The organism is Nostoc sp. DedQUE05, assembly GCF_034530955.1.
Classification (GTDB): domain Bacteria; phylum Cyanobacteriota; class Cyanobacteriia; order Cyanobacteriales; family Nostocaceae; genus Nostoc.
Genome location: NZ_JAVRCB010000014.1, coordinates 74,814 through 98,818 on the forward strand (window position 1 = coordinate 74,814; position 24,005 = coordinate 98,818).

A 24,005-nucleotide genomic window follows, 5' to 3' on the forward strand; every position below is an offset into this window, starting at 1 on the left:
TTGTCTCCCCTGCTCCCCTGCTCCCCTGCCCCCTGCTCCCCTGCTCCCTGCTCCCTGCTCCCTGCTCCCTAGACCTCTTGCGGATTGCGGTAGCCAAAAAAGTTAATACTGTACTCAGTAATCCGCACTCCTGTTTCTTCTTCAATTTTGCGGATCAAATCTTCTGGTAGTTCCACATGAACATCAAGAATTTGATTTGTATCCAAACAGTTTATATGACTGTGAGAGTCACTAATGTTGCCGTACAAACGTCCATCACAGCGTTCAATACACTCAATAATGCCTTGACTGGATAGTGCTTCTAAATTTTGATAAACAGAGGTATGACCGATCTCTTTGCCTTGTTGGTTCAAGCGATCGTAAATCTCTCTTGCAGCAAGATGTTCATTTGCTTGCCAAAGTAATTCCAGAATAAAGCGACGCTGACGACTGACGCGCATACCCAGGATTTGACAGCGCTCAAGTGCATCTTCTAAGGAACGAATTGGTTTTGTAGTAATTGTTTGTTTTTGCATATTACAGCTTGTTAACTGTTGGGCGGAATTTTCCCGTCTAAATGTTTATTGGTTATTTAATATATGCAATGATATTGCACACCGCTGTCTCACCTGTACTTATGTTTTGGCTTTTGATGCTGTGAAAGTGACAGGTGGCGATTATGATTTTTTTTGCTTGTTGACGGCTACTTTGTCAGACCTTAATCTAAAACAAACTCATTACAACTTTAACTTAAAATTGCTGTAAATGTCCACCTTGGGGCAGCCATTGCCTTGCCCAAGTAGGCTGATTCTAATGGCGTACCATATTAATCGTGTAGTAATTATTTAATTAGATGCGAGTAATTATAGCAATGATAAAAGTAACATTTAATTTTAGTAAAAATCAGTGAAGTGAATAGCGATAGCCAGTGGCTCATATCAAAGCTAGTAACTAAATGTATATTTGTTATAATCACCGAAAATTAAGCAAAAGTATCAAATAAATTTGATCGAGGTCAGACTTGTGTTTAAACCTTGTATGGGTTGACGAAATTATCAGCAAAAAGTATCAGTAAATACTAATTTATTTATGAAAAAGACATTGTGCGATCAAAAGTCAATGTAGCGTCAATCCCTGAAAGCTGCTACTGTATATTCTCGATCCTACAGTTGAGCATCAAGAAAGTGGCTGCTAAATCAATGACAATTGCGATCGCACTCAATAATGACTTCATTAACAATCTGGATCTGTCCCCTGCATCAACGGTGATTGAAAAAATGCTGCAAGATGGGATTGCATCCCACGAACAGCAGCTACGCTTTGATGTCAATTACGATCTCCAGCCTGGAGATCCACGGGAACTCTCAGAAATTCCAGAGGTGCGCCTGTGGTTTGTGCGTCTAGATGCCAAATATCCCTGGTTGCCATTTTTACTAGATTGGAAAGCTGGGGAATTTGCTCGTTATGCCGCCATGCTTGTACCACACCAGTTTAGTTCCCAAGAAGGTATTCAGTACAATCCTGAAGCCTTAGAGATATTTTTGATGCACAAAATCTTTATTTTAGGTGATTGGCTGAAACAACAAAACATACCCAGCCTCTCGCGCTTAAAGTCTATGGCGCAAATTCTAGGTTATGAATTAGATGATGCTTTTTTTGAAATATTTTAAATAGCTAATAGGTGATGGAAGAGTTTTGAGAAAATTTTCTTCGTTTTAGTAAACTGTGTGAGGTTATTCTGATATTGCAATATCGTTCAGTTAAACCCTAAATCTTCTGTAGAGAAGCGTTAGCCCATTGACCGACACAAAGTATAATTTCGCGCCTCTATTTGCCGAAATCAATACCAGAAACTTAATTGAATCGTATTGAACTATAGTATATTTTTAAGGATTTTGGGTTTAACTCAACTTTATTGTGGTATAACGCACTAGAATACGATTTGTCTAAATAAAAACTGAAAGCCGTTGCCAACTTGTGACAACGGCTGAGTGATAAATTATAGAGCTTTTCATTTGTATGCATTATATATTCACCTCTCTCTTTCCAGGAGAGAGGTTTTGAGGCTTACTGTCTGTTCTAGGTATCTAAGTTTGGGAAAACTACTGGTTTAGCCACCCCAAATTTTCTCTAAAACTGTGTTTGGTGAAATATCCGCCGTTTTTCCCGTAAGGGATTCAATAGCTAGGAATTTATCGTTTTTCGGCAACAACTTAGCTGGATTGCTGGGCCCAAAGATGGCAATGGTATAAGTTTGGACTGCAACACTCAGTTGTAGGGCCGCGCTATCAGTAGATAACATCAAATTTGCCCCAGCAATTATGGCAGTTAACTTACCAATATCATCTGGGGCAGTCACCTTGATATCTGGAGAAGACTCCAGAAGCGATCGCACAAACAGCTCATCATCAAGCCCCTTAATAAGCACCACAGGTAAATCCGGCTGCTTTTGTTGGAAGGCTTGAATAATTTGTTGCCAATTCTCGACAGGGTAGATTTTATCCAGTTCTTTAGCCTGGGATAACTGGCCAGAACCCCCATGAATCAAGATATAGCCTGTTTCATGAACCCCTAAACGTTTTTGTTCCTTTTGTGCCCATTCAATATCTGGTTTTGGTACATTTACTGCTAACTCTGGGACAGGGCTATTTATTTCCAACGGTTGCAGCAAGTCGTGATAAACTGCTGCGACATACTGGGATGATTTCAACGGCACAGTATGGGTAAGAAAACCCGATCCTTTGCCTTGGTAGCCAATGCGTATAGGAATTCCCGTCAACCAGAGTAAAAGACCCACCAACCAATTTTGCTTAACAGCAATGGCAACATCGTATTCGCGATCGCGAATTGTCCCAACTAAATTACCCCAATCTGCCAGACTGTTACGGTCATTAAAATCAAAGTTCAGCACCTCGTGAACTGACTTGCTCACTCGGTAGGCAGCCTTTGACCGGGGTTCAACAACGACATCTATCTGAGCATCAGGGTAATGGCGCTTCAGGTCATCTAGAGTCGGAAAGAAGAGAATTTGGTCGCCAATTCCGCCAGGTACAAGGGCTACTACTCGCATAATATTTATTGACGCTTACTCGCTCCCTATTTTAGGGGAAAATATATAGCTTAAAGATTGAGGAATTCTGTGTATTTACTAATTCCAGCTGCGGGAATCGGAAAAAGAATGGGTAGTAACCGCAATAAACTCCTGCTAAGAGTGCGATCGCAACCAATTATTGCTTGGACTTTATTAGCCGCAGAAGCCGCCAGTACAATCAGTTGGATCGGGATCATTTCTCAGTCTAGCGATTGGCCAGAGTTCAATGCAATTCTCGCCGATCTGAAGCTGACTAAACCAGTGGAATTGATTCAAGGTGGCTCCACCCGCCAAGAATCTGTTTACAATGGCTTGCAATCTCTGCCAATAGCCGCAGAACAAGTGTTGATTCACGATGGTGCTAGATGCCTGGTAACACCAGATTTATTTAACTCTTGTGCCGAGGCCATTCGCCACTGTCCCGGTTTAATTGCTGGTGTACCCGTCAAAGACACCATCAAAGTTGTCAACGAACAAGGCATAATTCAAGAAACACCCGACAGACGACAACTATGGGCGGCACAAACTCCCCAAGGATTTGATGTCAAGTTGTTGAAACAGTGCCATGCTGAAGGAGTCCGTCAAGATTGGGAAGTAACTGACGACGCTGCCTTATTTGAAAAGTGCGGCATCGAAGTCCGAATTGTCGAGGGAGAAGAGACAAATTTAAAAGTGACCACTCCACAAGATTTAGCGATCGCAGAATTTATTCTCACAAATAGAGGGACTGGGGATTAGGGACTGGGGACTGGGGGAGCAGGGGAGCAGAGGAGCTGAGGAGCAGAGGAGCAGGGGGAGAATAACTCCTAACTCAGCACTCATTACTCATTACTCAACACTGTTTTGCCCAATGCCCAATGCCCAATTTTAAAAAATACTTTGACAATTTACGATATAATGCCACACACTTGTTGATTGTTAGTTGTCATGTACTAATGACCAATGACTAATGACCAATGACAAACGACTAATGACTAAATGATTACAGCCACAGCGACGAAGATAGAAGCAATTCTCTATTTAAAGGGTAAACCCTTGTCGCTCGGCGAAATCGCCGAGTATGCCGCGTGCGATCGCGCCACTGTCAAAGAAGGCATAATTGAACTAATGGACAACTATGCCCACCGAGATAGTGCCCTAGAGGTAGTAGAAACTCCAGATGGTTACAGTTTGCAACTCCGGTCTGATTTTCATGACTTAGTGCAAACGATGATACCAGTAGAATTGGGTGTAGGTGCATTGCGAACTTTGGCAGCGATCGCCCTTAATAGTCCCATACTCCAAAGCGACTTGATTAACCTACGCGGTTCAGGAGTATATCAGCACGTCCCAGAACTTGTTGAACTTGGTTTCATCCGCAAACGCCGAGACAGCGATTCTCGCTCTTACTCACTCCAAGTAACCCCAAAATTCCATCAATATTTCCAAATCGAACAACTTCCACAAATACTTTCTACAAGTCAGAAGGAAGAACAACTAGAACTAGAACTAGAACTAGAACTAAAAACAGTGGCGAGTAGAGAATAGGGAATAGGGAGCACGGAAAAGAATAAAAATAACCTCTTTTCCCCTTGCCTCCTGCCCCCTGCCTCCTCTGCCCCACTCCCCTCCTCTTGACTTATACCCGTGGTGAATGCGCTACTCTTGTTCTATGGTTTAGAGTAGAGTTAGCAATTAAGCTAAATAAAACTGCCAATGGTGTTTAATCCTGACTTTTTGAATGACAACTCCGAGGAACACCCTAATCAACTTGTTTCCGACCACTCTGAGGAATACCCTAATCAGTTACTCAAATATCTACAGCATCAGTCTCCTGATGTTTTAGCTAGGGTTGCTCAGTCCGCCAGCCCCGAAATTAAACAAATCATCTCGCAAAATGTCCAAGGGCTAGTGGGAATGCTCCCGGCAGAAAATTTCAACGTGCAAATCACAACAGATCGGGAGAATTTAGCTGGACTTCTAGCGTCGGCCATGATGACGGGGTATTTTCTGCGCCAGATGGAACAAAGAATGCAGTTAGAGCATTTGTCTAATGGCCAATAGTTAATAGTCGCTAGTCAAACATTCTGGGACTATTGACCAAATAATCACTAATTCGTAATTCGGAATGACCCTCTCTAGAAATTACGAATGATTTTGATTAGTTCTTTTCAGGATAAGCTCCTGATTGGACTTTGAAGGTTTGAACTTTACCACTGCGGTTGACTTCGATCGCTATTATGTCTCCAACTTTGCTCGACTCTACCAGCCTCTGAACTTGGGCTGAAGTTTTGACTGGTTTCCCGTTAATTTTTTGAATCACGTCTCCAGGAAGCAGTCCTCCACGCTTGGCTGGGGAATCATCTGTGACTCCTTTAATCACAATTCCAGCATCCTGCTGAATATTCAGTTGATTTTCTTGATTAATCTGCTGTTTTCTGATGGGAGAAAGGTCTGCCATTTCAACACCCAGGAAGGGATGTTCTACACGCCCTTTAGTAAAAAGTTCATTAGCGATACGGGCGGCGGTTTCGATGGGGATGGCAAAACCGAGTCCTTGAGCATCAGCGCGGATGGCTGTGTTAATACCAATCACCTCGCCTTGAGCGTTTAATAAGGGGCCACCAGAATTACCAGGGTTAATAGCGGCATCAGTTTGGATAAAGCTGACTCGCTTATCGGGGACACCAACTTGAGTGCTAGTGCGATCGGTAGCGCTGATGATACCGATAGTGACAGTATTATCTAAACCCAAAGGATTGCCAATAGCGATCGCCCATTGCCCTGGAATCAGGTTTTGTGAATTGCCCAGTTTTACCGTCGGCAAATCATTCGCTTTTATTTTCACTACCGCCACATCTGTCACAGAATCAACTCCTACCACCTTCCCCTCTAAACTTCGACCATCTTTGAGGGTAACTTGCACTGTATCTGTATCTGCTACTACATGAGCGTTGGTGAGTAATTCTCCATCATCGCTCAAAATAAATCCCGATCCTGTACCGCGCTCAATGCGTTCTTGAGGAATTGGTTGGTCATCCTCTCCGAAGAATCGCCGCAAGATGGGATTTTTCAAAGCGTCAGAGATAGGATTGGCTACCTTGCGAGTCGCATTAATTCGCACTACAGCCGGGCCAACTTTTTGCACTGCTGTCGCAATAAAATTCACGTTATCGCCACCAGTAGCCCCAATAGCTCCGTTAGGAGAATTCGGAACTATGGATTCTGGAGGCGAAGCCATTGTTACATTTTTTAGCTGTTGGAACGAGCGATTTTGGGGAATGAGATAGCGACTGCCAAACAAACCTGCACCACCGCCAATTACCAGTAAAAACACATAAACCGCCAGTTGCTTTAAGGATAACTTCATATTGTTTTGCTCAAGAACAGCAATGCAGTTGCTAATTTCTAAGTGTAGTCAAGCGAACGGCAAGTGGACAGATCAATTTACGAGAAATTAGGGATTGGGCATTTGTCATTGGGCATGGGGCATTGGGGATTGGACATTGGGAATTGGGCATTAAGCATGGAGAAGAGACAAAAAAGACAAGAAAGAAGGGGAGACTTGGGAGAGATTTTCAATAATTCCCCCTTGTCCCTCTTGCCCCCCTTGTCTCCCCTGCTCCTCTGCTCCCCAATTCCCATTCTTCCCATCTAAAATCTAAAGTTAATGCGCTATTGACCTTTATACATGACTTTACCCTTTCGTCAACTATTTCTCTGTAGCTTAAGCGCCTTGGGCCTAGTAAGCATACTGCCATACTCAAACAGTGCTAACGCTGCTGTAAGTGGTTGCTCAACTCCAGCCCTATCTCGCTTCCAACGCCATAAAGTTGTTCGTGGCGAAACTTTGGAGAGCATAGCGCAGCGCTACAATCTCATTCCGACAACTATTATTGGCATGAATCCAGCTTTGCAGAACGGTGCAGCTGCCGCTGTTGGTAGTGTGCTTCAAATTCCTCCCTACAATGGGATTGTAGTCGAAGTGCCTCGCGGTCAAACTTGGCGACAAGTGGCAGCACAATACAAAGTTCGCGCTGATAGCCTGTTTGAGGTGAATGGCTGCCAACAAAACCCCAGAATCGTGTTTGTTCCGGGAGTAAATTGGTCGCCCAATGGTGTTGTAACTAAGTCCCCTTTACCTACTGATGCAGGTACACCAAACCGTGCTTCTTTGTCGGGATATCCCTTAGCGCAAATAGCAACTGTAGGATTAGCTTACGGCTGGCAAATAGACCCGGCGACAGGTGAAGTTTTCTTCCACAGTGGTGTTGACTTATTATCACCAGTTGGTAGTAATGTGGTAGCGATCGCACCTGGAACCGTAGCCTTTGCCAGCGATCGAGGTTCTTATGGCAAATTGGTCATTATTAACCACAGTGGCGGACTCCAAACCCGCTACGCCCAGCTTGACAGTATCAAAGTTACTGTCGGTCAACAAGTGAAAAAAGGAGACTCACTGGGAACAGTAGGCACTAGTGGAAAACCAAGTTCCAGTCAACCGCATCTCCATTTTGAAGTGCGCTCTAGTTCATCTCTGGGTTGGGTAGCAGAAGATCCAAAGGGCTATTTGAAAAAATGAAGTTAGTTTTGAAACGCAGAGGAAATCTCTGTGTTCCTCTGCGAAACCTTTGCGATCCTTTGCGTTAAAAAAAAGATGCTATATTTTCGCTAGATTTTACGATGTGCATTCCTGCTTCTGCAAACCTTTTAAATGCTGCATCTGCCTGTTCTGTGTAGTCCACAACACCAGGAACAACAACAGGAGAAGTGCAATCTTCTAGCAAATAGATTTTTTGAGCAAGGGCAGCATCTACCTGTTTAATTTCTGTTAATAAATCGTCAATTGTCCAGGCGACGCAATGACTTTTAGCTTGACCACCAATAATAACAGTATCAAATTCTAAAAGTTGCTGAATCAGTTGCGTGTTTTTTTGACCAAGTGGACGTTGCTCAAAATCTTCCAACACCTCTGGACGCAAAATAGAGTAATTTTCTGTTAAGGGATTCTCACCTTTGATTTCAAATTGCGTCTGACTCTGACGAGCAATACCGTGAAAAAATATCGCTTCTTCTACCGATGGAACTAAAGCATGACCAATACCACCCAACATAGAATGATAAGGCCAAACTGTGAGGGGATATTTACCGTCTTGACTTAGTTGCTTAACATAATGGTAAGTATGTTTTTCTAATAATTCATAATTGCCATTAGTAACAGTGTCAGCAACTGCTGGATTGACTTTCCAAATACCTTGTTCAATATCTGCTGGTGTAATGCTAGTCGCGGCTGGGGTGGGATGTTGTCCCGCAGCGTTCACCCAAAAGATCGGATGGAAGATTTGGGTTGCTGTGTGGGTATCTAGAGTAGGTACAATTTTTGTAATTACTCCCAAGTTGCGATAGATAAACTCACATAATCTGACATTATCATCCACCGCTCCTTTCCCAGATTTTCCACCTACAAATAGTTCAAATCCAGGAATGCAGAAGGTGTTTTGGACATCAATTAATAGTAGGCAAATACGAGTTTTATCTAAAGATGCAGGTTTGATATCGTGTTGTTTTGCCCAGATTTCAGCTTCGGCGGCACGTTCTTGGTAAGGTACGCGCCAGACTTCGCCGACTTCTTCAGGATTAAAATGTGGGGGAATTGGTAGTTGGGGTGTTATTTGGGTGTTCATAATTACAGCCGCTTTTATTCTGTAATAACATCTATGATTTCAATCCCCCAATTTTCTCAAGTCTAGCGTTACCTTAGTAAACATCATCATGAGAACCTAAGGTCAACAAAGAAATTACTAATTCCCCAGAATCGGGATGAGGAACAAACTCAAATAGAATCCGATTATTGTAGTCTATCGAACAAGCCCATGTACCCAATAAATCCCCTTTAAGTTTATGAGTACGCAAACCAGCGTAAAACGGATCTTCGGCAAGTTGCTGTAATCTTTGCTCAACTACAGAGCGTAATTCTGGATTTCGACGGGCTAAACGCTTAAAATCTCGAATAAATCTTGCACTCCATAGCAGTTGCATCAATCATCTAACTCCGCCATTAAATCAGCAACAGTTCCACTACGTACTTCCCCTTTAGCATAGGCTTCACGAGCTTCTGCAACCGCCTTTAATAAGTCATCCCGCCGCTGTTGTTTGAGGCGTTTTTGGATAATATCTACAAGAATAGCCTGAGCTTCTGGATCTAATGCTTCTACGGCTTCTATGGCTTTCTGGAATGTAGATGTTTTTTCTAGCATGGGCGTCAAAGAATTTGATGATAAGTCTAATTTAGCTGCTAGTAGGAGCGATCGCTCCTCATCCTCTTTACTTAATAGTATATTTGTATTACTAAATAAATTTAGCGATCGCTGTCATCCAAGCTTCGCAACATCACCAACCGTTGATTTAACCACTCATCTGTAAACCAACCATAAGGGAAAATATTTATATTCGAGGCAGCTACAGGTATGCAGGAAATTTGGACAAGAATAGAATTCTGGCTCAAAGCTAATACTCCACAAGTTCTTGATACATTGAACCCTGGAGCATCAGAGAGTCAGATCGAGGCAGTAGAAGATGCTCTGCTGATACAGTTTCCTGATGATGTCAAGAGTTCTTACCGTATCCATAATGGACAATTAGCTTACGATTATGGGCTGATTAATGGACGAGAATTTCTATCTCTTGAACGCATTCAAGATGAATGGCAAGTTTGGAAGGAACTTCTAGATGGAGGTAATTTCGATGATTCTGAAAGTCAGCCAGAACCAGGAATAGGAATTTGTACAGATTGGTGGAGTCCGTTATGGATACCACTAACCTATGACGGTGCTGGCAATCACGATTGTCTAGACTTAGCTCCTGCTAAAGGTGGCAAAATTGGACAAATTATTCAGATGTGGCACGATGACGCCAAGAGAAAACTCGTCGCTTCAAGTTTTCAGAACTGGCTAGAGGAATATGCCACTGGTTTAGAATCTGGTCAATATGTTTTCTCCCATGAATATGGAGGTATAGTCAAAGCGGATAGTATCTGGTGTCTGTAAATTTAGGAGCAACGCAACTTAGTCAGGTTAAAGCGATCGCACTCAAGCTACTCAGTTAAAAGAATTTTTCAGCAATATATCTTTAATAAATGAGCAAAACCTTTGAATTGCTCTTTATTTCTTTGCCTGTCTTATTTTCCTTTTTTTCTACCTAATCGCCCAAAGAGCCACCACCTGTGGCAATCTGGGAAACAGAGATTTATCAAATCTGATATTTTAACCACAGCAAATTTACCTAATCAGGTTATGCAAACTCTGCCCATAGTAGATACTTCAAATACTACATCCAGCCAACCTACCTTTGATACAACTATCAAGCGGCGCAAAACCCGTCCCGTAAAGGTGGGAAATGTCACCATTGGCGGTGGCTACCCCGTTGTAGTACAGTCAATGATTAACGAAGACACCCTTGATATTGATGGTTCCGTGGCTGGTATTCGTCGTCTGCACGAAATAGGCTGCGAAATTGTCCGCGTCACAGTGCCGAGTATGGCTCATGCTAAAGCTTTAGGGGAAATTAAACAAAAATTAATAAAAACTTACCAAGACGTACCCATTGTGGCTGATGTCCATCACAATGGGCTGAAAATCGCCGTGGAAGTTGCCAAGCACATAGAGAAAGTACGGATTAATCCAGGCTTGTATGTGTTTGAAAAGCCAAACATTAATCGCACTGAGTATACTAAAAGCGAATTTGACGAAATTGGCGATAAAATCCGCGAAACCTTAGAACCTCTAGTAGTTTCTTTGCGCGATCAAGGAAAATCGATGCGAATTGGGGTAAATCACGGTTCTCTGGCTGAAAGAATGCTATTTACTTACGGTGACACCCCCGAAGGAATGGTGGAATCTGCCATAGAATTCATCCGCATTTGTGAATCTTTGGATTTCCGCAACTTGGTAGTTTCCATGAAAGCCTCACGAGTCCCGGTGATGGTAGCCGCCTATCGCCTGATAGCCAAGCGCATGGATGAACTGGGTATGGATTACCCGTTACATTTAGGCGTTACGGAAGCCGGTGATGGCGAATACGGGCGAATTAAATCTACGGCTGGTATTGCTACCTTACTTGCTGATGGCATTGGCGATACAATTCGTGTCTCACTAACAGAAGCACCGGAAAAAGAAATTCCCGTCTGTTACAGCATTCTCCAAGCTTTGGGATTGCGAAAAACGATGGTGGAGTACGTCGCTTGTCCTTCCTGTGGGCGCACTTTGTTTAATCTAGAGGAAGTACTGCACAAAGTCCGGGAAGCCACTAAACACTTAACTGGACTAGATATTGCAGTGATGGGTTGTATTGTCAATGGCCCCGGAGAAATGGCAGATGCCGACTATGGGTATGTTGGCAAAACACCTGGTTATATTTCTTTGTATCGTGGTCGGGAAGAAATTAAAAAAGTCCCAGAAGATAAAGGTGTAGAGGAATTAATTAACCTCATTAAGGCAGATGAACGCTGGGTAGAACCTTAAAGGGAGCAGGGGAGCAGGGGAGGCAAGGGGGGACAACAGGGAATTATTGAACAAGTCTCTCCTTATCTTCCCCTTCTTCCTTGTCTACCTTGTCTCTTCTCAATGCCCAATGCCCAATGCCCAATGCCCCATACCCAATCCCCAAAAACTTTGTATCTTTTAACCATCAAGGTCGCCGGATTGTCAAGTATTTTGTTTAAATTAAGGATACATACTCGGTCTGTACAGTGGTAGCCTGTGTTAGATTGAGCATACTGACTATATTATTTTCCCTCTGACGCAGCTGTCATTATGGTGATTACAAAAAATAGGCTTGTTTTGGGTGCTACGGCAGTTACACTCTCCACGATCGCTGTTACTAGCCTTGGCATTCATTCGCGAGGTCAGGCTTTATTTAAAGCAAGTCCTAAAGAATTAGTAGATGAAGTTTGGCAAATTGTTCAGCGCCAATATGTCGACGGTACTTTTAATCAGGTAGATTGGCAAGCTGTTCGTAAGGAATACTTGAGCAAGTCCTACAGTAATCCGCAGGATGCATATAAGTCCATTCGGGAAATGCTGAAAAAGCTAGATGACCCATACACCCGGTTTATGAGTCCAGAGGAATTCAAGAATATGCAGGTGGATACCTCTGGAGAATTGACAGGGATTGGGATCACCATTAGTCAGGATGAAAAAACCAAGCAATTGGTTGTAATTGCGCCAATCGAAGATACACCAGCCTTTAAAGCTGGTGTTTTGGCAAAAGATATCATCCTCAAAATTGACGGCAAAGATACCAAGGGGATGGATACTAACCAGGCAGTATCCTTGATTAGAGGTGAAGCAGGATCGAAAGTCAACTTGACTATTCAACGCGACAAGCAGATAAAACAATTTGATATTACACGGGCGCGAATTGAAATCCATCCAGTTAAGTTTTCTGAAAAGAAAACTCCAGCAGGCAATCTTGGTTACATCCGTTTGAACCAGTTCAGTGCCAATGCTGGTAAAGAAATGCAAACCGCTATCAAAAATTTAGAAAGCAAAAAGGTAGCTGGATATATTCTCGATCTGCGTGGTAATCCAGGCGGCTTACTCTTCTCCAGTGTCGATATTGCTCGGATGTGGATAGATAAAGGTAAGATTGTCTCCACTGTTGAACGCCAAGGAGAGGCAGAAAAGGAAGAGGCAAACGGAAAAGCGTTAACAAATAAACCCTTGGTGGTGCTGGTAGATAAAGGTTCCGCTAGTGCCAGTGAAATCCTCTCAGGGGCTTTGCAGGATAATAAGCGTGCTACTTTGGTCGGTACTCAAACCTTTGGTAAGGGACTAGTGCAATCAGTGCGTCCCCTGGAAGATGGTTCAGGATTAGCGGTGACAATTGCTCATTACTATACCCCCAATGGTACGGATATCAATCACAAAGGCATTTCGCCAGATGTGAAGGTGGATTTGAGCAAAAAGCAGATGGAAGATTTGTGGCTCCATGAACGCGACAAACTCGCGACTCTTGCAGACCCTCAATTCGCTAAAGCGGTGGAAGTGATAGGTAAAAAAATTGCTGCTCAGGGCACATCTACAGCAGAAAAATGAAGAGTTAGGAATAAAGTTAGGAGTGAGTAGTGAGGAGTTAGGAATAAAGTCCATCACTGTCAACTTCTAACTACTAACTTAAACTGGTTTGCATTTTCCAGCCCTAATAAGTCCGACACGTCGAGCGATCGCTTCTTCTTGCGAACTAAAAGGCCCCCACTGTTCTATAATTTCTAGATTATCATCGCCAAGTTGGTCGCTGGAGATAATTTCACAGTTTCCAGCAGAACGCTTGACAATGTACCAAGTTTGTGAATTGCTCATATTTTAAATAAAAATCTTGTTTTTATAGTAAGAATTTTATGCCATACAGAAAATATCTTCGCACTTGCTGAATCTGGGATTTAGCAAATGTAATCGTATAATTAGTTTTTTTCGGATCAATAATATCTTAGATGCTTGAGGGTAGTTTCTGTAGCTAACTCTACACTCAAAAGATTTTCTCTGTTAATTCGCTATCTTTTGGGCTTTATATTAGCTGGGCAAAATGAAGAAATAGAGCTAGAAATTACACCAGATGGTAGTACAGAACCATGAATAAGGTAAACTATGCAGCAATGAGCGACCAAGAGCTAAAAAGTTACTTTATCACCCACAAGGATAATAAGGAAGCCTTTTATGCTTACATGGATAGACGAAAATCTCGTCATCGTGATGCTGCAATACAATTAAACGATCCGGCTTGGGAAGAAAAGATAATAGCTGTGATTCAGAAACAATTAGGTTCTGATTGATAACTTAATAATTTCATATTTTTAATCGAGGTGAACAAAATTTTTGTAATCACCTCGATTTCTCATATAAATTTACCTTTGGCTAATACTTCCGCTCTTTTGGCTCAAACATATTAATCGCTACCGGTCGATATTGAATATCAATTCCTGCTGGTGAATAGTAAGCCATTGTGTGTTTGAGAAAGTTCGTATCATCTCGCTGGGAATAATCTTCGCGGAAATGAGCGCCACGACTTTCTTGGCGATTTAGGGCTGATGCCAAAATGGTCTGCCCTACTACCATCAAACTTCTCAATTCCAAAGCTTCCACGAGTTCCGTATTCCAGCAACTACCTTTGTCATCTAAATAAATTTGCGGGTATTTTTGTTGTATTTCTTCTAATTTCTGCAAGCCTTCAGTCATTAATGCCTCAGTGCGGAAAACACCGCAGTACTCAGTCATACAATCCTGAAAAGCTTCACGGACTTGGTTAATGCGGTACTGTCCTGGTTGTTCTAGCAAAGCTTGAATTTGTTGCTGGGCTTCTGTTAGATACCGTTGCTCATCTACAGAAGGTAACTTCCGTTTTTGCACAAATTTGGTGATCGCAGCTCCAGTTCTCTTACCATAAACTACACACTCCAGTAGTGAATTACTCCCCAAACGATTTGCACCATGTACAGAAACACAAGATGTTTCACCAGCCGCAAAGAAAGCATCAACTAAACCATCACCACTACTGCGAACTTGACCATCGGTATTAACTGGGATACCACCCATACAATAGTGAATTGTCGGGCGGACTGGCATCGGTTGAGTTACTGCGTCAACACCTACTAAACGATGGGCTTCTTCCCAACAAAAGGGAACGCGACTCATAATTTTTTCTTTGCCCAGATGGCGCAGATCCAGATAGACAAAGGGGCCACCAGCACTGCCATTGAGATGAATACCACGTCCGGCGCGAATTTCGTAAGCGATCGCTCGTGAGGTAATATCACGAGGAGCTAGTTCCATCCGACTGGGTGCATAGTTCGCCATAAAGCGATCGCCTTCACTGTTAATCAGATACGCCCCTTCTCCCCGTACCGCTTCCGAAATCAGTACCCCTACTGGATATAAGCCAGTGGGATGAAACTGCACAAATTCCATATCTTCGAGAGGCAAACCTGCGATCGCAGTCATTGCCAAACCATCACCCGAAGAAGCGTAATCATTAGAGGTAGTGTTATAAACGCGACCATAGCCCCCTGTGGCAAACATCACCGCCTTAGCCCGCACCACCTCGATATGTCCATCCAAAAGATGGAACATGACCACACCCTTCGCCTCATTTTCTTCTAAAATGAGACGCATCACGTACCACTCTTCATAAACTTGCACCCCATAACGCCGCAAATTGTTAACCAATTCGTGCAAAATCGCGTGACCGGTTTTGTCAGCAGCGTAACAAGTGCGGTTGTGAGAATGTCCGCCAAAAGCTCTTTGGGCAATGCGCCCATCGGGTAAGCGAGAGAACAAAACGCCGAGATGTTCTAAGTCAATTACCACATCTGGCGCTTCTTGAGCGAGAATCGCTACAGCATCTTGGTCTGCCAAGTAATCAGAACCCTTGACAGTATCAAAGGCGTGTGCTTCCCAACTATCTTCGGAATCAACATTTTTCAGCGATGCAGCCATACCACCTTGAGCCGCCACCGAGTGAGAACGAATTGGGTGGGTTTTGGCAACCACAGCAATATTTAAACTAGGGTCAGTGCGGGCAATTTCTACAGCAGCGCGACATCCCGCCAATCCGCCCCCGACAATAATCACATCGTGTTCCAGCATAATTAGCCCTTTGATAGCAAACCACTGCTGTTCTATTGTAGAGACGTGATTAATCAGCTAGTGCGTTGTAACAGTAGCATCTCTACAAAAAAATTCCCTGCTTCTATACAGGGAGGTTGTAACAAATTTTGAAATTAGGAGTGAAAAGTTAAAAACAAAGAGTTATGGCACAGATAAAGTGGCTCATAACTCCTGTACAGACGCAATTAATCGCGTCTCTACTCATAACTCCTAACTATGTTAGCTAGTTGCTTGTACAGGTTGTTGCTGAGAGACATTACCTGGTATGGGTTCCATTTTGGTTCCTGGCCCTACAGGACTGACTTCAATATGATTTAACAAGGTAGTGACAAACGCGAACAACAAGAAAGGTAGCGATAGCAGAACAACGAGACCCGCTGTTGCTAAAGCGTACACGGGCCGTTTAGCACCCATCAACGCCAAAGCTGATGCCAAACTTAGGGTAATTGTAATCAACCAAACAATTATTTGACCGTAGATATCACCGAAAGTCAGGGTACAGACAAACCGGTACTTTTGAATATTATTTTCGCTCATCACATTTGCCTCAAGTCTCTCCTAATAGGTTCTACGTTAGAACTATGTTTGCCTTGTAGGCAATTTCTAAATATTTTTGCAAGCTTTGTAATATCACTTCACAATCTAGCTACCTTTAATGGCAAGGCAGTTATGTTAACAAACTTCTTTCGTTCATGGAAGAGATGGCGATCGCGTTGGCGCAGCCCGCTGTAGGCATCGCCTCCTTAACAAACACTATCTTGCTTCTAAGCAAAGAGACTATTTGTCATCTATCAAATTCAGGATATTTAAAATAAATATATTTATTCTATTTAATTTGTGAAAATTGCAACCCACAAATCCCCAATTTTGTAAAAGTTGTTGGGTATCTTGTTTCTCGCGAGTGATTCAGGATTACTATAGAATTTAATTTTTTGCTAGTAAATATTAACTAGAGAAATCAAGGAAATTCAGGATGTAAAACCGATTTTTTGGTGTTAAATTTTGAGTATTGCCGGAATTTGTTGACTGAAATCAACAAAAACCTTTATTTTTCGTGGTGACATTGTTTTAGGAGTGAACGTGAATACTATTTTTCTTCGTAAAGGTGTTTTTTGGTTGCCAAGTATAGCTGCTCTTACATTTCTCAGTAGCGGCTTATCTGCAAGTGCCCAGACAGTAGACAAATTGAGCGATCGACCATTAACTGAACCTTCCGCAACCGTAGCGTCTCCCAACGAGTTTAGCCAAAACCTCTCTACAGAAACAACTGAAACTTTTACAGTCACAAATTTAACTAAGGTAGAGCAATCGCCTAACGCTGCGATACAGAAAAACGCTAGTTTAACACCTACACCTGTTCCAGGCACAGTGGCGACCTCATCTGCAACGCTAACCTCTGAACCTGTACAACCGACTTCTCAAACTCCTGCTCAACCATCTGCTACCAAAGTGGCGCAATCAGATATTGATTTAGGTAGAACTACCAGTGGTGGTAGTAGCTATCTGGGCGTCGCTGCTAACATTGGTTTGAGTGGTGGTGACACGTCTTTAGGCGATGGTAACTTTGCCGTAGTCAGTAAAATCGGACTGACAAATTCTATATCAATACGACCCTCAGCCATATTTGGGGATAACACCACAGTTCTACTTCCGATCACCTACGATTTTACCTTTAAACCAGCAGATGCTTTTAGCGAACCATTAGCGATCGCACCTTACGTCGGAGTAGGTGCAGCTTATAAAACTGGTGATGATTCGCAATTTGCCTTTTTGGTGTCTGGTGGGATAGATGTGCCTCTAACTTCTCAATTTACGGCAACAGCTGCTATCAATGCCGGATTCTTCGATCAAACTGATGTGGGCTTGTTATTAGGAGTTGGTTACAACTTCAGTGGGCTTTAAAAGTTAAGAGTTAGGAGTTATGAGTTAGAAGTTAAGAGTTCGTAATGTTTCACTTATAACTCATAACTCTTCACTCCTAACTCCTAATTCTTAATTCATAACTCATAACTCTTCACTCTTGACTCTTGACTCCTAACTTCTACTTAGGGGTAACTTTGTCAATCACCTTAATTGTGCCATCGTCTCCTACTGTCCAAACATCGTATACACCAACGACATCGCCGTTAGCATCAACATCTACATTGCCGCTAGCTCCTTGGTAGTTAATCTTTTTACCATCTTTAAGTAACTTTAGTCCCTCGCAGACATCGGTAACTTCTGTGCCAGGGCCATCAGCAACTTCCCGAATTTTGCTGGCTATACCAACGCCTGTATTTTCCTTAGCAGCTTGCGCCGCCAATGTTAATAAAGCAGCTGCATCCCAAGCTTGAGGAGCGTATTCCCCTGGCGCACCACCTTTTTTATCCTTCCACAGTTTGTTGAAAGCTTCTAGTGCTTTACCATCGGAACCCGGTACTGTACCGATCGCTCCAGTTAAAATATATTTACCATCATCGCCCTTGCCAACTTGTTCGGGAAAAGTAGGTGATTTTACCCCATCTGTCAGCAGAATCTGTACTCCCTTCGCCACACCTTGCTGATAGGCGGCTTTCAAGAACAGACTACCAGTTTCCGCATACATTACAGCTAGGACTGCATCTGGCTTCCCAGCAAAAGCAGCAGCCGCTTCTGTATCAAATGTCTGGGCTTTTGGATCGTAGCGGACAGGCTTATCTTTATTAACTATAGTTCCACCCAATTTTTCAAAAGTTTGCACGAATGCTTTTTCAAACCCTACGCCATAATCGTTATTAATCACGACTGTAGAAACTCGCTTGAAACCTTTTTTGTTAGCAAGTTGGGCTAAGGCTAGTGCTTGGTAGGTATCGGGGGGAGCTGTACGTGCCCAAAAGCCTTTATAGTCGCCTTTTTGTGCCTTTTCGGTAAACACGGTACTGGTACTACCAGGAGAAACCAGCATGACTTTATTAGGTGTGGCAATGGAGACTGCTGCACTAGAAACGCTACTGGCAAAGGAGCCAACGACACCTGCAACTTTATCTAAAGTTGCTAGTTTGGTCATACCGGCAGCTCCAGCTTTCGGGTCGGTTTGGTCATCTACTTGCACTAAAGTAACAGGTTCGCCATTTACCCCACCGCAAGCGTTGACCGTATCGACCAGTAAAGGTATGGAACCTAACATTTGCTGTCCTACAGAAGCCAAATCGCCTGTCGTCGGTAACAGGGAACCAATTTTTAGTCCTTTAGCACTGCTTGTAGTAGTTGAGTTTGCCGCTGGAGTTGCGGTACTTCCGTTGTTAGCTGTGCCGTTGGGGTTACTGTTATCACCACAAGCCCCAAGTAGAAACCCAGCCGCAAGGGTAGCTATACTTAAACTTAAGGCGGCACTAATTTTTCTCATAAATTACTTTCACTCCTCAAAACACTTAGGAGCCTAAAAATAAAATCCAAACTAGATTTGTAACTTAGCTGGATCTTATCAAGATTCCAAAAGATAGATCATATCATCTATCTTTAGGAGTAGAAATATTTACGCCGATATTAGTATTTCTTTTTTACACAGAATATACTCTGTGTATCAAAAGCTGAAAAACGGAGAGGGAGGGATTCGAACCCTCGGTACGGAGTTGCCTGCCGTACAACAGATTAGCAATCTGCCGCTTTCGACCACTCAGCCACCTCTCCTGACTCACGAATATCAATGTTACCAGACTTGCTCTTAAGAGTCAATAGTCATTTGTCATTGGTCATTTGTCGTTGGTTATCTATAAAACACTGATGACTAAAGACTAGGGACAAATGACTAATTTTTTAAAGGACTTGCGATCGCATCCAAGCTATGGGCAAGGTGCGTAACTTTTTCCACTGGGGAACAAAAGCCCGCTGACTGAATACATCGTAATCGTTGCCTTCAATCGCCTCCAAAATTTGACCGTACAGCATTGATGCTGCCCATACAGGCCAACGGGCATCGGATGCTAAATAAGTAATTCCCTGGTCGGATGTGGTGTAAAATTGACGGGCACGGTCAATTTGAAAGCGCATCAATGCCCGCCAACGCTCATCTACCACACCTTTGAAGAAGTCTTGCTCGGTATAGTTGAATTTTGCCAAGTCTTCTAGGGGAATGTAAATCCGTCCGCGTTTGGCATCTTCTCCCACATCCCGCAAGATGTTGGTGAGTTGATTGGCAATTCCGAGAGCGATCGCTTCTTCTATGGGAATATAAGGTTGTTTGTTCTGTTGCCACGGTGCTGCATATATGGTGTTATCCACACCCATAACTGATGTTGACATTAAGCCAACAGTGCCAGCAACGCGGTAACAGTAGAGGTATAAATCCTCAAAGGTTTCATAACGACTGCGATATAAGTCCATGCGCTGACCGGCAATCATATCCCGAAATGGCTGAATGTCCATCGGAAAGCGCTGGAGGGTATCAACTAAAGCTACATCGTAATTTTCTAATGGACGCCCCGCAAAAATCGATTCCAGCTGCTGTTCCCATAGGTCTAGGGTTTCTGGCGTGGTAATAGCAGATGCGGGGCCATCCACCAATTCATCTGTACGGCGACACCAAGCGTAAATTGACCAAATAGATTGACGTTTTACCGGACTCATAAGCAAAGTACCCAGGTAAAAAGTCTTGGCATACTTTGCTGTGAGATGCCGACAAAGTTTGTATGACTCGTCTACAGAGACCAGCGTTTTCATGCGCGGCGGGGAATCAGGCAGTTGCAGCATTCGTTGCGGGCGGTCGGGTGAGCGTTTGCAGGTTTGAGGAATTTGCTACCGGGAGGGCCTCAGAAATCGCCTGCGCTGTCAGCTTACCAGAAAGTACGGCACCTTCCATACTGGCTAAGTAGCGTTGCATGGTGTAATCCCCTGAGAGATAGAAATTACTAATGGGGGTTGTTTGCGAGGGACGGTACTGTTGACGACCAGGGGTCGCTTTGTAAACTGAACGGGGCGTTTTCACCACATGAGATTTCAGCAATGTTGCTGGATTGTCTCCCCCAAAGTGGTCGGGGAAGAGTTTTTCTAACTCGGCAATAGTTGCAGCCACAATCTCCTCATCGGATTTGGCAATCCAATCTTTTGCCGGGGCTAGAACTAATTCCAGCATCGAGCGTTCGGGATTGGCGTATTCACGGCAGGTATTGCTCATATCAGCATAAACGCTTAGGAGGGGCGATCGCGAGAATAGCAAGTGATCAATTTGCGTAAGTTTACGATCGAACCACAAATGCACGTTAATTACAGGTACGCCTTCCAACCCGTCTAGCTTTTGGAAAAACTCCATTTCTTTCCAAGGTGCTGGCAAAATCACCTTCAGAGGGTCAACTGGCATAGCCGATACATACAAATCTGCCGTGAAAATTTCATCTTCGTCTCCATTCAACCCCCGCATCAAGTAACCTTTGACGCTACCATCGGCGTTTAGCAAAATCTCTTTTAAAGGGGCATTCAAACGGACTTCTCCACCGCGTTCGGTGATGTAATCCACTAGAGGCTGACACAATCGTTCTGTTGGCGAACCATCCAAAAAGGCCATTTTCGAGCCTTTTTTTTCTTGGAGGAAACGATTGAGGGCAGTTAAAAGAATGGTTGCCGAAATTTCATCTGGCCCGATGAAGTTCAGCGACTTGGCCATAGCAATAAAAACTTCTTTATTGACCCGTTCTGGTATGTTGTGTTTACGCAGCCAATCTGTCCAGGAATATTTGTCCATTTCTTCAACGTACTTTTGCCCCTGAATCATGGCCGGCAATAATCCGATGCCAAAGCGGATTTTTTCTGGCCATGTCAGCATGTCGTTGTTTCGCAGAATCGCCACTATACCATTAATTGGTGCTGGCAAATCTGGGAAATCAAAGCGGCTGTAAGTACCTGGTGCATCCGGCTGGTTGAAGATCATTGTGTGTTCTTTCCACTGCAATCGATCTTCAATGTCCAGTTCTTTGAATAACTGCAACATATTCGGATATGCGCCAAAAAAGATGTGCAGACCTGTTTCGTACCAGTCTCCATCAGCATCTTTCCACGCGGCCACTTTACCGCCTAGAACGTTTCGACGTTCCAAGACAATGGGTGTGTGACCTGCGTCTGTAAGATATTTCGCGCAGGAAAGTCCTGCTAGTCCCGCTCCCGCGATCGCTACTCGCATGTAACCCTACTGCTCTTCAATATTTCTTAACCGTTTTATCGTTTTCATTATACGTTGCAATCCGTTACATTTGGCAGTTATTGTGCGATCGCTTCCCCAAAAAACTTTTGCCAAAGGGAATTTTACCTATGCGCACCTGTCCAAACAAATTGCCAATACCATTGTTGGCAATAGCTTTGCGGCGTGCACTTTATCTATATTTACATGCAAGTGATTTCGGGAAACAAAAGTATTTCCTTTGACTGAAAATAGCTAATTTTAAAAGTTGTCCTCAAGTAGTTGATTTCTTGGCTAATTTGTGTATTTGCTATTAGGAAATATCAGGGGCATTACTTAAAGAAAACTTTCCTCTCTCTATAAGGGTGTAGGATAAATGTTTATGTTCTCTAGGTTGAACAGGTAAAAGATTATGGCTGTATCGCAGGAGCTAAGGCGCTTTGGACATCACTTAATTTTAGGTATTTCCGGCACTACATTAAGCGATGACGATAAACGCGCACTCAATGAATTAAAACCGATTGGGGCGATCTTTTTTGCTAAGAACTTTTTGGATGGCACCCCATATCAGGTTTGGCTGGAAAGCTTCAAAGATTTGAATAACCAGATACGAGAATATACTGAACGTGATTCCATGTTCCTCACTCTCGATCATGAAGGAGGTCGTGTAATTCGTACACCATCGCCAATTACCCGCTTTCCTCACGCTTTTTTGCTGCGATCGCACGCTTACGAAGTAGCAAAAGCCACAGCAGTAGAACTAAAATCACTGGGAATAAATTTATCTTGGGCACCTGTAGCAGATATTTTTTCCCATCCTGACAACCCCGTGATTGGGCCTCGCGCCTTTGGTAACACACCCGAAACTGCCACTCAAGGTGCGCGTGACTATTACCTTGGACTTCGAGATTCCGGAATTTTGGGATGTGCCAAACACTTTCCCGGACATGGAGACACCAGCAAGGACTCTCACATTGAGCTACCAATACTGAATTTAACTATAGAAGACCTGCGACTTCGAGAACTTATACCTTTCAAAGCCTTAATCGAAGTACAAATTCCTTTGATTATGACTGTCCATATCTTATTTCCCAAGATAGATCCTGATGTCCCAGGAACGCTTTCTCAGGCTATCCTCAAAACCATACTTAGAGAGGAACTTGGCTTTGAGGGAGTAGTTGTATCTGATGATTTGGATATGAAAGCGATCTCAGATATGTTTATGAAAACAGGTACTGTGGCGCGGTCATTTAATGCAGGCTGCGATCTATTTATTGTGTCGCGTAATATTAATTCATCATCTATTGAAAGAACTTATCGGATTGCTGAAGATTTTGCTGATTCGCTCAGTAACGGTAGCTTAGATGAAGCAGTCGTAGAAGCAGCCAGAGAAAGAATTGAGAAACTACTGGCAGTAACACCGCAATATCCCATACATGCTTTGGATAAAGATGTATTATTGCAACATGCTCAACTAGCGATCGCTAGTTGCTATTCATAACCCAAAACGTATTCAAGTAGCATATTAGCAATTGCCAATAGACTAACTAAGATTGCAATTTTTAATTCTTAATTTTTAATTGTTTAGTGGGTGGTATAGGGGTCGAACCTATTTCTGCGGGTTAAAAGCCCGCTGCACAGCCGGTATGCCAACCACCCTAGTTAATTTGAAAAAGAAATGAGCAAGTGCGATTTGTAATACCAACATTAGATATAAATCCACCAGGGAGGTACTGCCCCTCCTATTTCTGTGTTATCAGCACAGCGCCTCGCTTTTCGGCTCCAGGTGGATAGGTGGAAGATGGAGGAATCGAACCCCTACAGTTGCCCATACCCTGGTTTTCAAGACCAGTTGCCGTCCATTCAGCGGCATCTTCCATTCAAGGGTGTCTGACGGGGCTTGAACCCGCTATGACTGGTTCCACAAACCAGCGCCTCGACCATTTTGGCTTCAGACACCATCATCAGTGGAATCAATGGGACTTGAACCCATAACCTCCTGCTTGCAAGGCAGGCGCTCTAGCCATTTGAGCTATGACCCCATAAAAATTCAAAATTCAAAATTCAAAATTCAAAATCAAAGACATTTTCAAGCGGGAGTGGTAGGACTTGAACCCACAACTTTCGAGGTAGAAGCTCGAAGCTCTATTCCATTGAGCTACACTCCCAA

At 43.3% G+C, this 24,005-nt stretch carries 25 protein-coding genes and 6 tRNA genes; 13 read left to right on the plus strand and 18 right to left on the minus strand.

What is annotated here, in order from left to right:
* Window positions 1-68: 68 nt before the first annotated feature.
* On the minus strand, window positions 69-515 hold the full coding sequence (locus tag RMZ42_RS12590; protein WP_322671759.1) for a Fur family transcriptional regulator: 447 nt from the start codon (window positions 513-515) through the stop codon (window positions 69-71).
* Window positions 516-1,178: 663 nt separating this feature from the next.
* Here RMZ42_RS12590 and RMZ42_RS12595 point away from each other — a divergent pair.
* Window positions 1,179-1,649 (plus strand): CRR6 family NdhI maturation factor, encoded by a 471-nt coding sequence (locus RMZ42_RS12595; protein ID WP_322671842.1) that lies wholly within the window; start codon window positions 1,179-1,181, stop codon window positions 1,647-1,649.
* A gap of 440 nt (window positions 1,650-2,089) precedes the next feature.
* On the opposite strand, the gene RMZ42_RS12600 is transcribed toward RMZ42_RS12595, so the two are convergent.
* Window positions 2,090-3,049, minus strand: coding sequence for a glycosyltransferase family 9 protein (locus tag RMZ42_RS12600; RefSeq protein ID WP_322671760.1), 960 nt, complete (start codon window positions 3,047-3,049; stop codon window positions 2,090-2,092).
* A gap of 69 nt (window positions 3,050-3,118) precedes the next feature.
* Here RMZ42_RS12600 and ispD point away from each other — a divergent pair, with 69 nt between their 5' ends.
* The 3 genes from ispD to RMZ42_RS12615 all read left to right on the plus strand — a co-directional run bounded on the left by ispD (window position 3,119) and on the right by RMZ42_RS12615 (window position 5,113).
* Complete coding sequence (gene ispD, locus RMZ42_RS12605) at window positions 3,119-3,808, plus strand: 2-C-methyl-D-erythritol 4-phosphate cytidylyltransferase (RefSeq protein ID WP_322671761.1); 690 nt, start codon at window positions 3,119-3,121, stop codon at window positions 3,806-3,808.
* A gap of 240 nt (window positions 3,809-4,048) precedes the next feature.
* Window positions 4,049-4,597: an SMC-Scp complex subunit ScpB gene (gene scpB, locus RMZ42_RS12610; RefSeq protein ID WP_322671762.1), complete on the plus strand. Its 549-nt coding sequence runs from the start codon at window positions 4,049-4,051 to the stop codon at window positions 4,595-4,597.
* A 168-nt stretch (window positions 4,598-4,765) separates the two neighbouring features.
* Window positions 4,766-5,113 (plus strand): DUF760 domain-containing protein, encoded by a 348-nt coding sequence (locus tag RMZ42_RS12615; protein ID WP_322671763.1) that lies wholly within the window; start codon window positions 4,766-4,768, stop codon window positions 5,111-5,113.
* 97 nt (window positions 5,114-5,210) lie between these two features.
* On the opposite strand, the gene RMZ42_RS12620 is transcribed toward RMZ42_RS12615, so the two are convergent.
* Window positions 5,211-6,419, minus strand: coding sequence for an HhoA/HhoB/HtrA family serine endopeptidase (locus tag RMZ42_RS12620; protein ID WP_322671764.1), 1,209 nt, complete (start codon window positions 6,417-6,419; stop codon window positions 5,211-5,213).
* 321 nt (window positions 6,420-6,740) lie between these two features.
* On the opposite strand from RMZ42_RS12620, the gene RMZ42_RS12625 reads away from it, so the two are divergent.
* Complete coding sequence (locus RMZ42_RS12625) at window positions 6,741-7,631, plus strand: M23 family metallopeptidase (RefSeq protein WP_322671765.1); 891 nt, start codon at window positions 6,741-6,743, stop codon at window positions 7,629-7,631.
* Between the two features lie 64 nt (window positions 7,632-7,695).
* Here the strand turns inward: RMZ42_RS12625 and RMZ42_RS12630 are convergent, their stop codons facing one another.
* The 3 genes from RMZ42_RS12630 to RMZ42_RS12640 all read right to left on the minus strand — a co-directional run bounded on the left by RMZ42_RS12630 (window position 7,696) and on the right by RMZ42_RS12640 (window position 9,306).
* Window positions 7,696-8,733, minus strand: a complete 1,038-nt coding sequence (locus RMZ42_RS12630) for an isochorismatase (protein ID WP_322671766.1) — start codon at window positions 8,731-8,733, stop codon at window positions 7,696-7,698.
* 73 nt (window positions 8,734-8,806) lie between these two features.
* Window positions 8,807-9,088, minus strand: coding sequence for a type II toxin-antitoxin system mRNA interferase toxin, RelE/StbE family (locus RMZ42_RS12635; protein WP_322671767.1), 282 nt, complete (start codon window positions 9,086-9,088; stop codon window positions 8,807-8,809).
* Window positions 9,088-9,306 carry a hypothetical protein gene (locus tag RMZ42_RS12640; protein ID WP_190955524.1) on the minus strand — a complete coding sequence of 73 codons (219 nt, stop codon included), beginning with the start codon at window positions 9,304-9,306 and terminating at the stop codon, window positions 9,088-9,090. The genes RMZ42_RS12635 and RMZ42_RS12640 overlap by 1 nt, the downstream gene beginning before the upstream one ends.
* Here RMZ42_RS12640 and RMZ42_RS12645 point away from each other — a divergent pair.
* From RMZ42_RS12645 to ctpC, 4 genes are all read left to right on the plus strand, one after another.
* Window positions 9,305-9,472, plus strand: a complete 168-nt coding sequence (locus RMZ42_RS12645; RefSeq protein WP_322671768.1) for a hypothetical protein — start codon at window positions 9,305-9,307, stop codon at window positions 9,470-9,472. The two genes, RMZ42_RS12640 and RMZ42_RS12645, sit on opposite strands and share 2 nt — an antisense overlap.
* Before the next feature lie 44 nt (window positions 9,473-9,516).
* Window positions 9,517-10,095: an SMI1/KNR4 family protein gene (locus RMZ42_RS12650; RefSeq protein WP_322671769.1), complete on the plus strand. Its 579-nt coding sequence runs from the start codon at window positions 9,517-9,519 to the stop codon at window positions 10,093-10,095.
* A gap of 246 nt (window positions 10,096-10,341) precedes the next feature.
* Window positions 10,342-11,568, plus strand: coding sequence for a (E)-4-hydroxy-3-methylbut-2-enyl-diphosphate synthase (gene ispG / locus RMZ42_RS12655; RefSeq protein WP_322671770.1), 1,227 nt, complete (start codon window positions 10,342-10,344; stop codon window positions 11,566-11,568).
* 291 nt (window positions 11,569-11,859) lie between these two features.
* A complete protein-coding gene (gene ctpC / locus RMZ42_RS12660; RefSeq protein WP_322671771.1) occupies window positions 11,860-13,143 on the plus strand; it encodes a carboxyl-terminal processing protease CtpC in 1,284 nt (427 codons plus the stop codon).
* A 78-nt stretch (window positions 13,144-13,221) separates the two neighbouring features.
* Here ctpC and RMZ42_RS12665 read toward each other — a convergent pair whose 3' ends face one another.
* Entirely contained in the window at window positions 13,222-13,407 is a 186-nt protein-coding gene (locus RMZ42_RS12665) for a DDE transposase family protein (protein WP_322671772.1), read from the minus strand.
* Window positions 13,408-13,542: 135 nt separating this feature from the next.
* Between RMZ42_RS12665 and RMZ42_RS12670 the strand changes: the two genes are divergently transcribed.
* Both RMZ42_RS12670 and RMZ42_RS12675 read left to right on the plus strand, forming a co-directional pair.
* Window positions 13,543-13,680 (plus strand): hypothetical protein, encoded by a 138-nt coding sequence (locus tag RMZ42_RS12670; protein ID WP_322671773.1) that lies wholly within the window; start codon window positions 13,543-13,545, stop codon window positions 13,678-13,680.
* Entirely contained in the window at window positions 13,677-13,877 is a 201-nt protein-coding gene (locus RMZ42_RS12675) for a DUF6887 family protein (protein WP_322671774.1), read from the plus strand. The genes RMZ42_RS12670 and RMZ42_RS12675 overlap by 4 nt, the downstream gene beginning before the upstream one ends.
* A gap of 82 nt (window positions 13,878-13,959) precedes the next feature.
* On the opposite strand, the gene RMZ42_RS12680 is transcribed toward RMZ42_RS12675, so the two are convergent.
* Both RMZ42_RS12680 and RMZ42_RS12685 read right to left on the minus strand, forming a co-directional pair.
* On the minus strand, window positions 13,960-15,687 hold the full coding sequence (locus RMZ42_RS12680; protein WP_322671775.1) for a succinate dehydrogenase/fumarate reductase flavoprotein subunit: 1,728 nt from the start codon (window positions 15,685-15,687) through the stop codon (window positions 13,960-13,962).
* Between the two features lie 240 nt (window positions 15,688-15,927).
* A complete protein-coding gene (locus RMZ42_RS12685; protein ID WP_099102821.1) occupies window positions 15,928-16,245 on the minus strand; it encodes a hypothetical protein in 318 nt (105 codons plus the stop codon).
* A 543-nt stretch (window positions 16,246-16,788) separates the two neighbouring features.
* Here RMZ42_RS12685 and RMZ42_RS12690 point away from each other — a divergent pair.
* On the plus strand, window positions 16,789-17,610 hold the full coding sequence (locus RMZ42_RS12690; protein WP_322671776.1) for a hypothetical protein: 822 nt from the start codon (window positions 16,789-16,791) through the stop codon (window positions 17,608-17,610).
* Between the two features lie 139 nt (window positions 17,611-17,749).
* Here RMZ42_RS12690 and RMZ42_RS12695 read toward each other — a convergent pair whose 3' ends face one another.
* The 4 genes from RMZ42_RS12695 to pds form a co-directional block, all read right to left on the minus strand.
* The gene (locus RMZ42_RS12695) at window positions 17,750-19,072 is read right to left on the minus strand and encodes an ABC transporter substrate-binding protein (RefSeq protein ID WP_322671777.1); all 1,323 of its coding nucleotides are present in this window, start codon (window positions 19,070-19,072) and stop codon (window positions 17,750-17,752) included.
* A gap of 192 nt (window positions 19,073-19,264) precedes the next feature.
* Window positions 19,265-19,356: transfer RNA gene (locus RMZ42_RS12700), tRNA-Ser, on the minus strand.
* A 126-nt stretch (window positions 19,357-19,482) separates the two neighbouring features.
* Window positions 19,483-20,415 carry a 15-cis-phytoene synthase CrtB gene (gene crtB / locus RMZ42_RS12705; RefSeq protein ID WP_322671778.1) on the minus strand — a complete coding sequence of 311 codons (933 nt, stop codon included), beginning with the start codon at window positions 20,413-20,415 and terminating at the stop codon, window positions 19,483-19,485.
* Entirely contained in the window at window positions 20,399-21,838 is a 1,440-nt protein-coding gene (gene pds / locus RMZ42_RS12710; RefSeq protein ID WP_322671779.1) for a 15-cis-phytoene desaturase, read from the minus strand. Before pds ends, crtB begins: the two co-directional genes overlap by 17 nt.
* 409 nt (window positions 21,839-22,247) lie before the next feature.
* On the opposite strand from pds, the gene RMZ42_RS12715 reads away from it, so the two are divergent.
* A complete protein-coding gene (locus RMZ42_RS12715; RefSeq protein ID WP_322671780.1) occupies window positions 22,248-23,336 on the plus strand; it encodes a glycoside hydrolase family 3 protein in 1,089 nt (362 codons plus the stop codon).
* An 87-nt stretch (window positions 23,337-23,423) separates the two neighbouring features.
* Here RMZ42_RS12715 and RMZ42_RS12720 read toward each other — a convergent pair.
* The 5 genes from RMZ42_RS12720 to RMZ42_RS12740 all read right to left on the minus strand — a co-directional run bounded on the left by RMZ42_RS12720 (window position 23,424) and on the right by RMZ42_RS12740 (window position 24,003).
* Window positions 23,424-23,494: transfer RNA gene (locus RMZ42_RS12720), tRNA-Lys, on the minus strand.
* 136 nt (window positions 23,495-23,630) lie between these two features.
* Window positions 23,631-23,713: transfer RNA gene (locus tag RMZ42_RS12725), tRNA-OTHER, on the minus strand.
* Window positions 23,714-23,720: 7 nt separating this feature from the next.
* Window positions 23,721-23,794 (minus strand) — tRNA-His (locus RMZ42_RS12730).
* A 9-nt stretch (window positions 23,795-23,803) separates the two neighbouring features.
* Window positions 23,804-23,877 (minus strand) — tRNA-Ala (locus tag RMZ42_RS12735).
* 52 nt (window positions 23,878-23,929) lie between these two features.
* A tRNA-Arg gene (locus tag RMZ42_RS12740) sits at window positions 23,930-24,003 on the minus strand.
* Between the last annotated feature and the right edge of the window lie 2 nt (window positions 24,004-24,005).

Coding starts and splice junctions, on each gene's coding strand:
- RMZ42_RS12590 (WP_322671759.1), bottom strand. CDS start 515: ATGCAAAAACAAACAATTACTACAAAACCAATTCGTTCCTTAGAAGAT.
- RMZ42_RS12595 (WP_322671842.1), top strand. CDS start 1,179: ATGACAATTGCGATCGCACTCAATAATGACTTCATTAACAATCTGGAT.
- RMZ42_RS12600 (WP_322671760.1), bottom strand. CDS start 3,049: ATGCGAGTAGTAGCCCTTGTACCTGGCGGAATTGGCGACCAAATTCTC.
- scpB (WP_322671762.1), top strand. CDS start 4,049: ATGATTACAGCCACAGCGACGAAGATAGAAGCAATTCTCTATTTAAAG.
- RMZ42_RS12615 (WP_322671763.1), top strand. CDS start 4,766: ATGGTGTTTAATCCTGACTTTTTGAATGACAACTCCGAGGAACACCCT.
- RMZ42_RS12620 (WP_322671764.1), bottom strand. CDS start 6,419: ATGAAGTTATCCTTAAAGCAACTGGCGGTTTATGTGTTTTTACTGGTA.
- RMZ42_RS12625 (WP_322671765.1), top strand. CDS start 6,741: ATGACTTTACCCTTTCGTCAACTATTTCTCTGTAGCTTAAGCGCCTTG.
- RMZ42_RS12630 (WP_322671766.1), bottom strand. CDS start 8,733: ATGAACACCCAAATAACACCCCAACTACCAATTCCCCCACATTTTAAT.
- RMZ42_RS12635 (WP_322671767.1), bottom strand. CDS start 9,088: ATGCAACTGCTATGGAGTGCAAGATTTATTCGAGATTTTAAGCGTTTA.
- RMZ42_RS12645 (WP_322671768.1), top strand. CDS start 9,305: ATGGGCGTCAAAGAATTTGATGATAAGTCTAATTTAGCTGCTAGTAGG.
- RMZ42_RS12640 (WP_190955524.1), bottom strand. CDS start 9,306: ATGCTAGAAAAAACATCTACATTCCAGAAAGCCATAGAAGCCGTAGAA.
- RMZ42_RS12650 (WP_322671769.1), top strand. CDS start 9,517: ATGCAGGAAATTTGGACAAGAATAGAATTCTGGCTCAAAGCTAATACT.
- ispG (WP_322671770.1), top strand. CDS start 10,342: ATGCAAACTCTGCCCATAGTAGATACTTCAAATACTACATCCAGCCAA.
- ctpC (WP_322671771.1), top strand. CDS start 11,860: ATGGTGATTACAAAAAATAGGCTTGTTTTGGGTGCTACGGCAGTTACA.
- RMZ42_RS12665 (WP_322671772.1), bottom strand. CDS start 13,407: ATGAGCAATTCACAAACTTGGTACATTGTCAAGCGTTCTGCTGGAAAC.
- RMZ42_RS12675 (WP_322671774.1), top strand. CDS start 13,677: ATGAATAAGGTAAACTATGCAGCAATGAGCGACCAAGAGCTAAAAAGT.
- RMZ42_RS12680 (WP_322671775.1), bottom strand. CDS start 15,687: ATGCTGGAACACGATGTGATTATTGTCGGGGGCGGATTGGCGGGATGT.
- RMZ42_RS12685 (WP_099102821.1), bottom strand. CDS start 16,245: ATGAGCGAAAATAATATTCAAAAGTACCGGTTTGTCTGTACCCTGACT.
- RMZ42_RS12695 (WP_322671777.1), bottom strand. CDS start 19,072: ATGAGAAAAATTAGTGCCGCCTTAAGTTTAAGTATAGCTACCCTTGCG.
- crtB (WP_322671778.1), bottom strand. CDS start 20,415: ATGCTGCAACTGCCTGATTCCCCGCCGCGCATGAAAACGCTGGTCTCT.
- pds (WP_322671779.1), bottom strand. CDS start 21,838: ATGCGAGTAGCGATCGCGGGAGCGGGACTAGCAGGACTTTCCTGCGCG.
- RMZ42_RS12715 (WP_322671780.1), top strand. CDS start 22,248: ATGGCTGTATCGCAGGAGCTAAGGCGCTTTGGACATCACTTAATTTTA.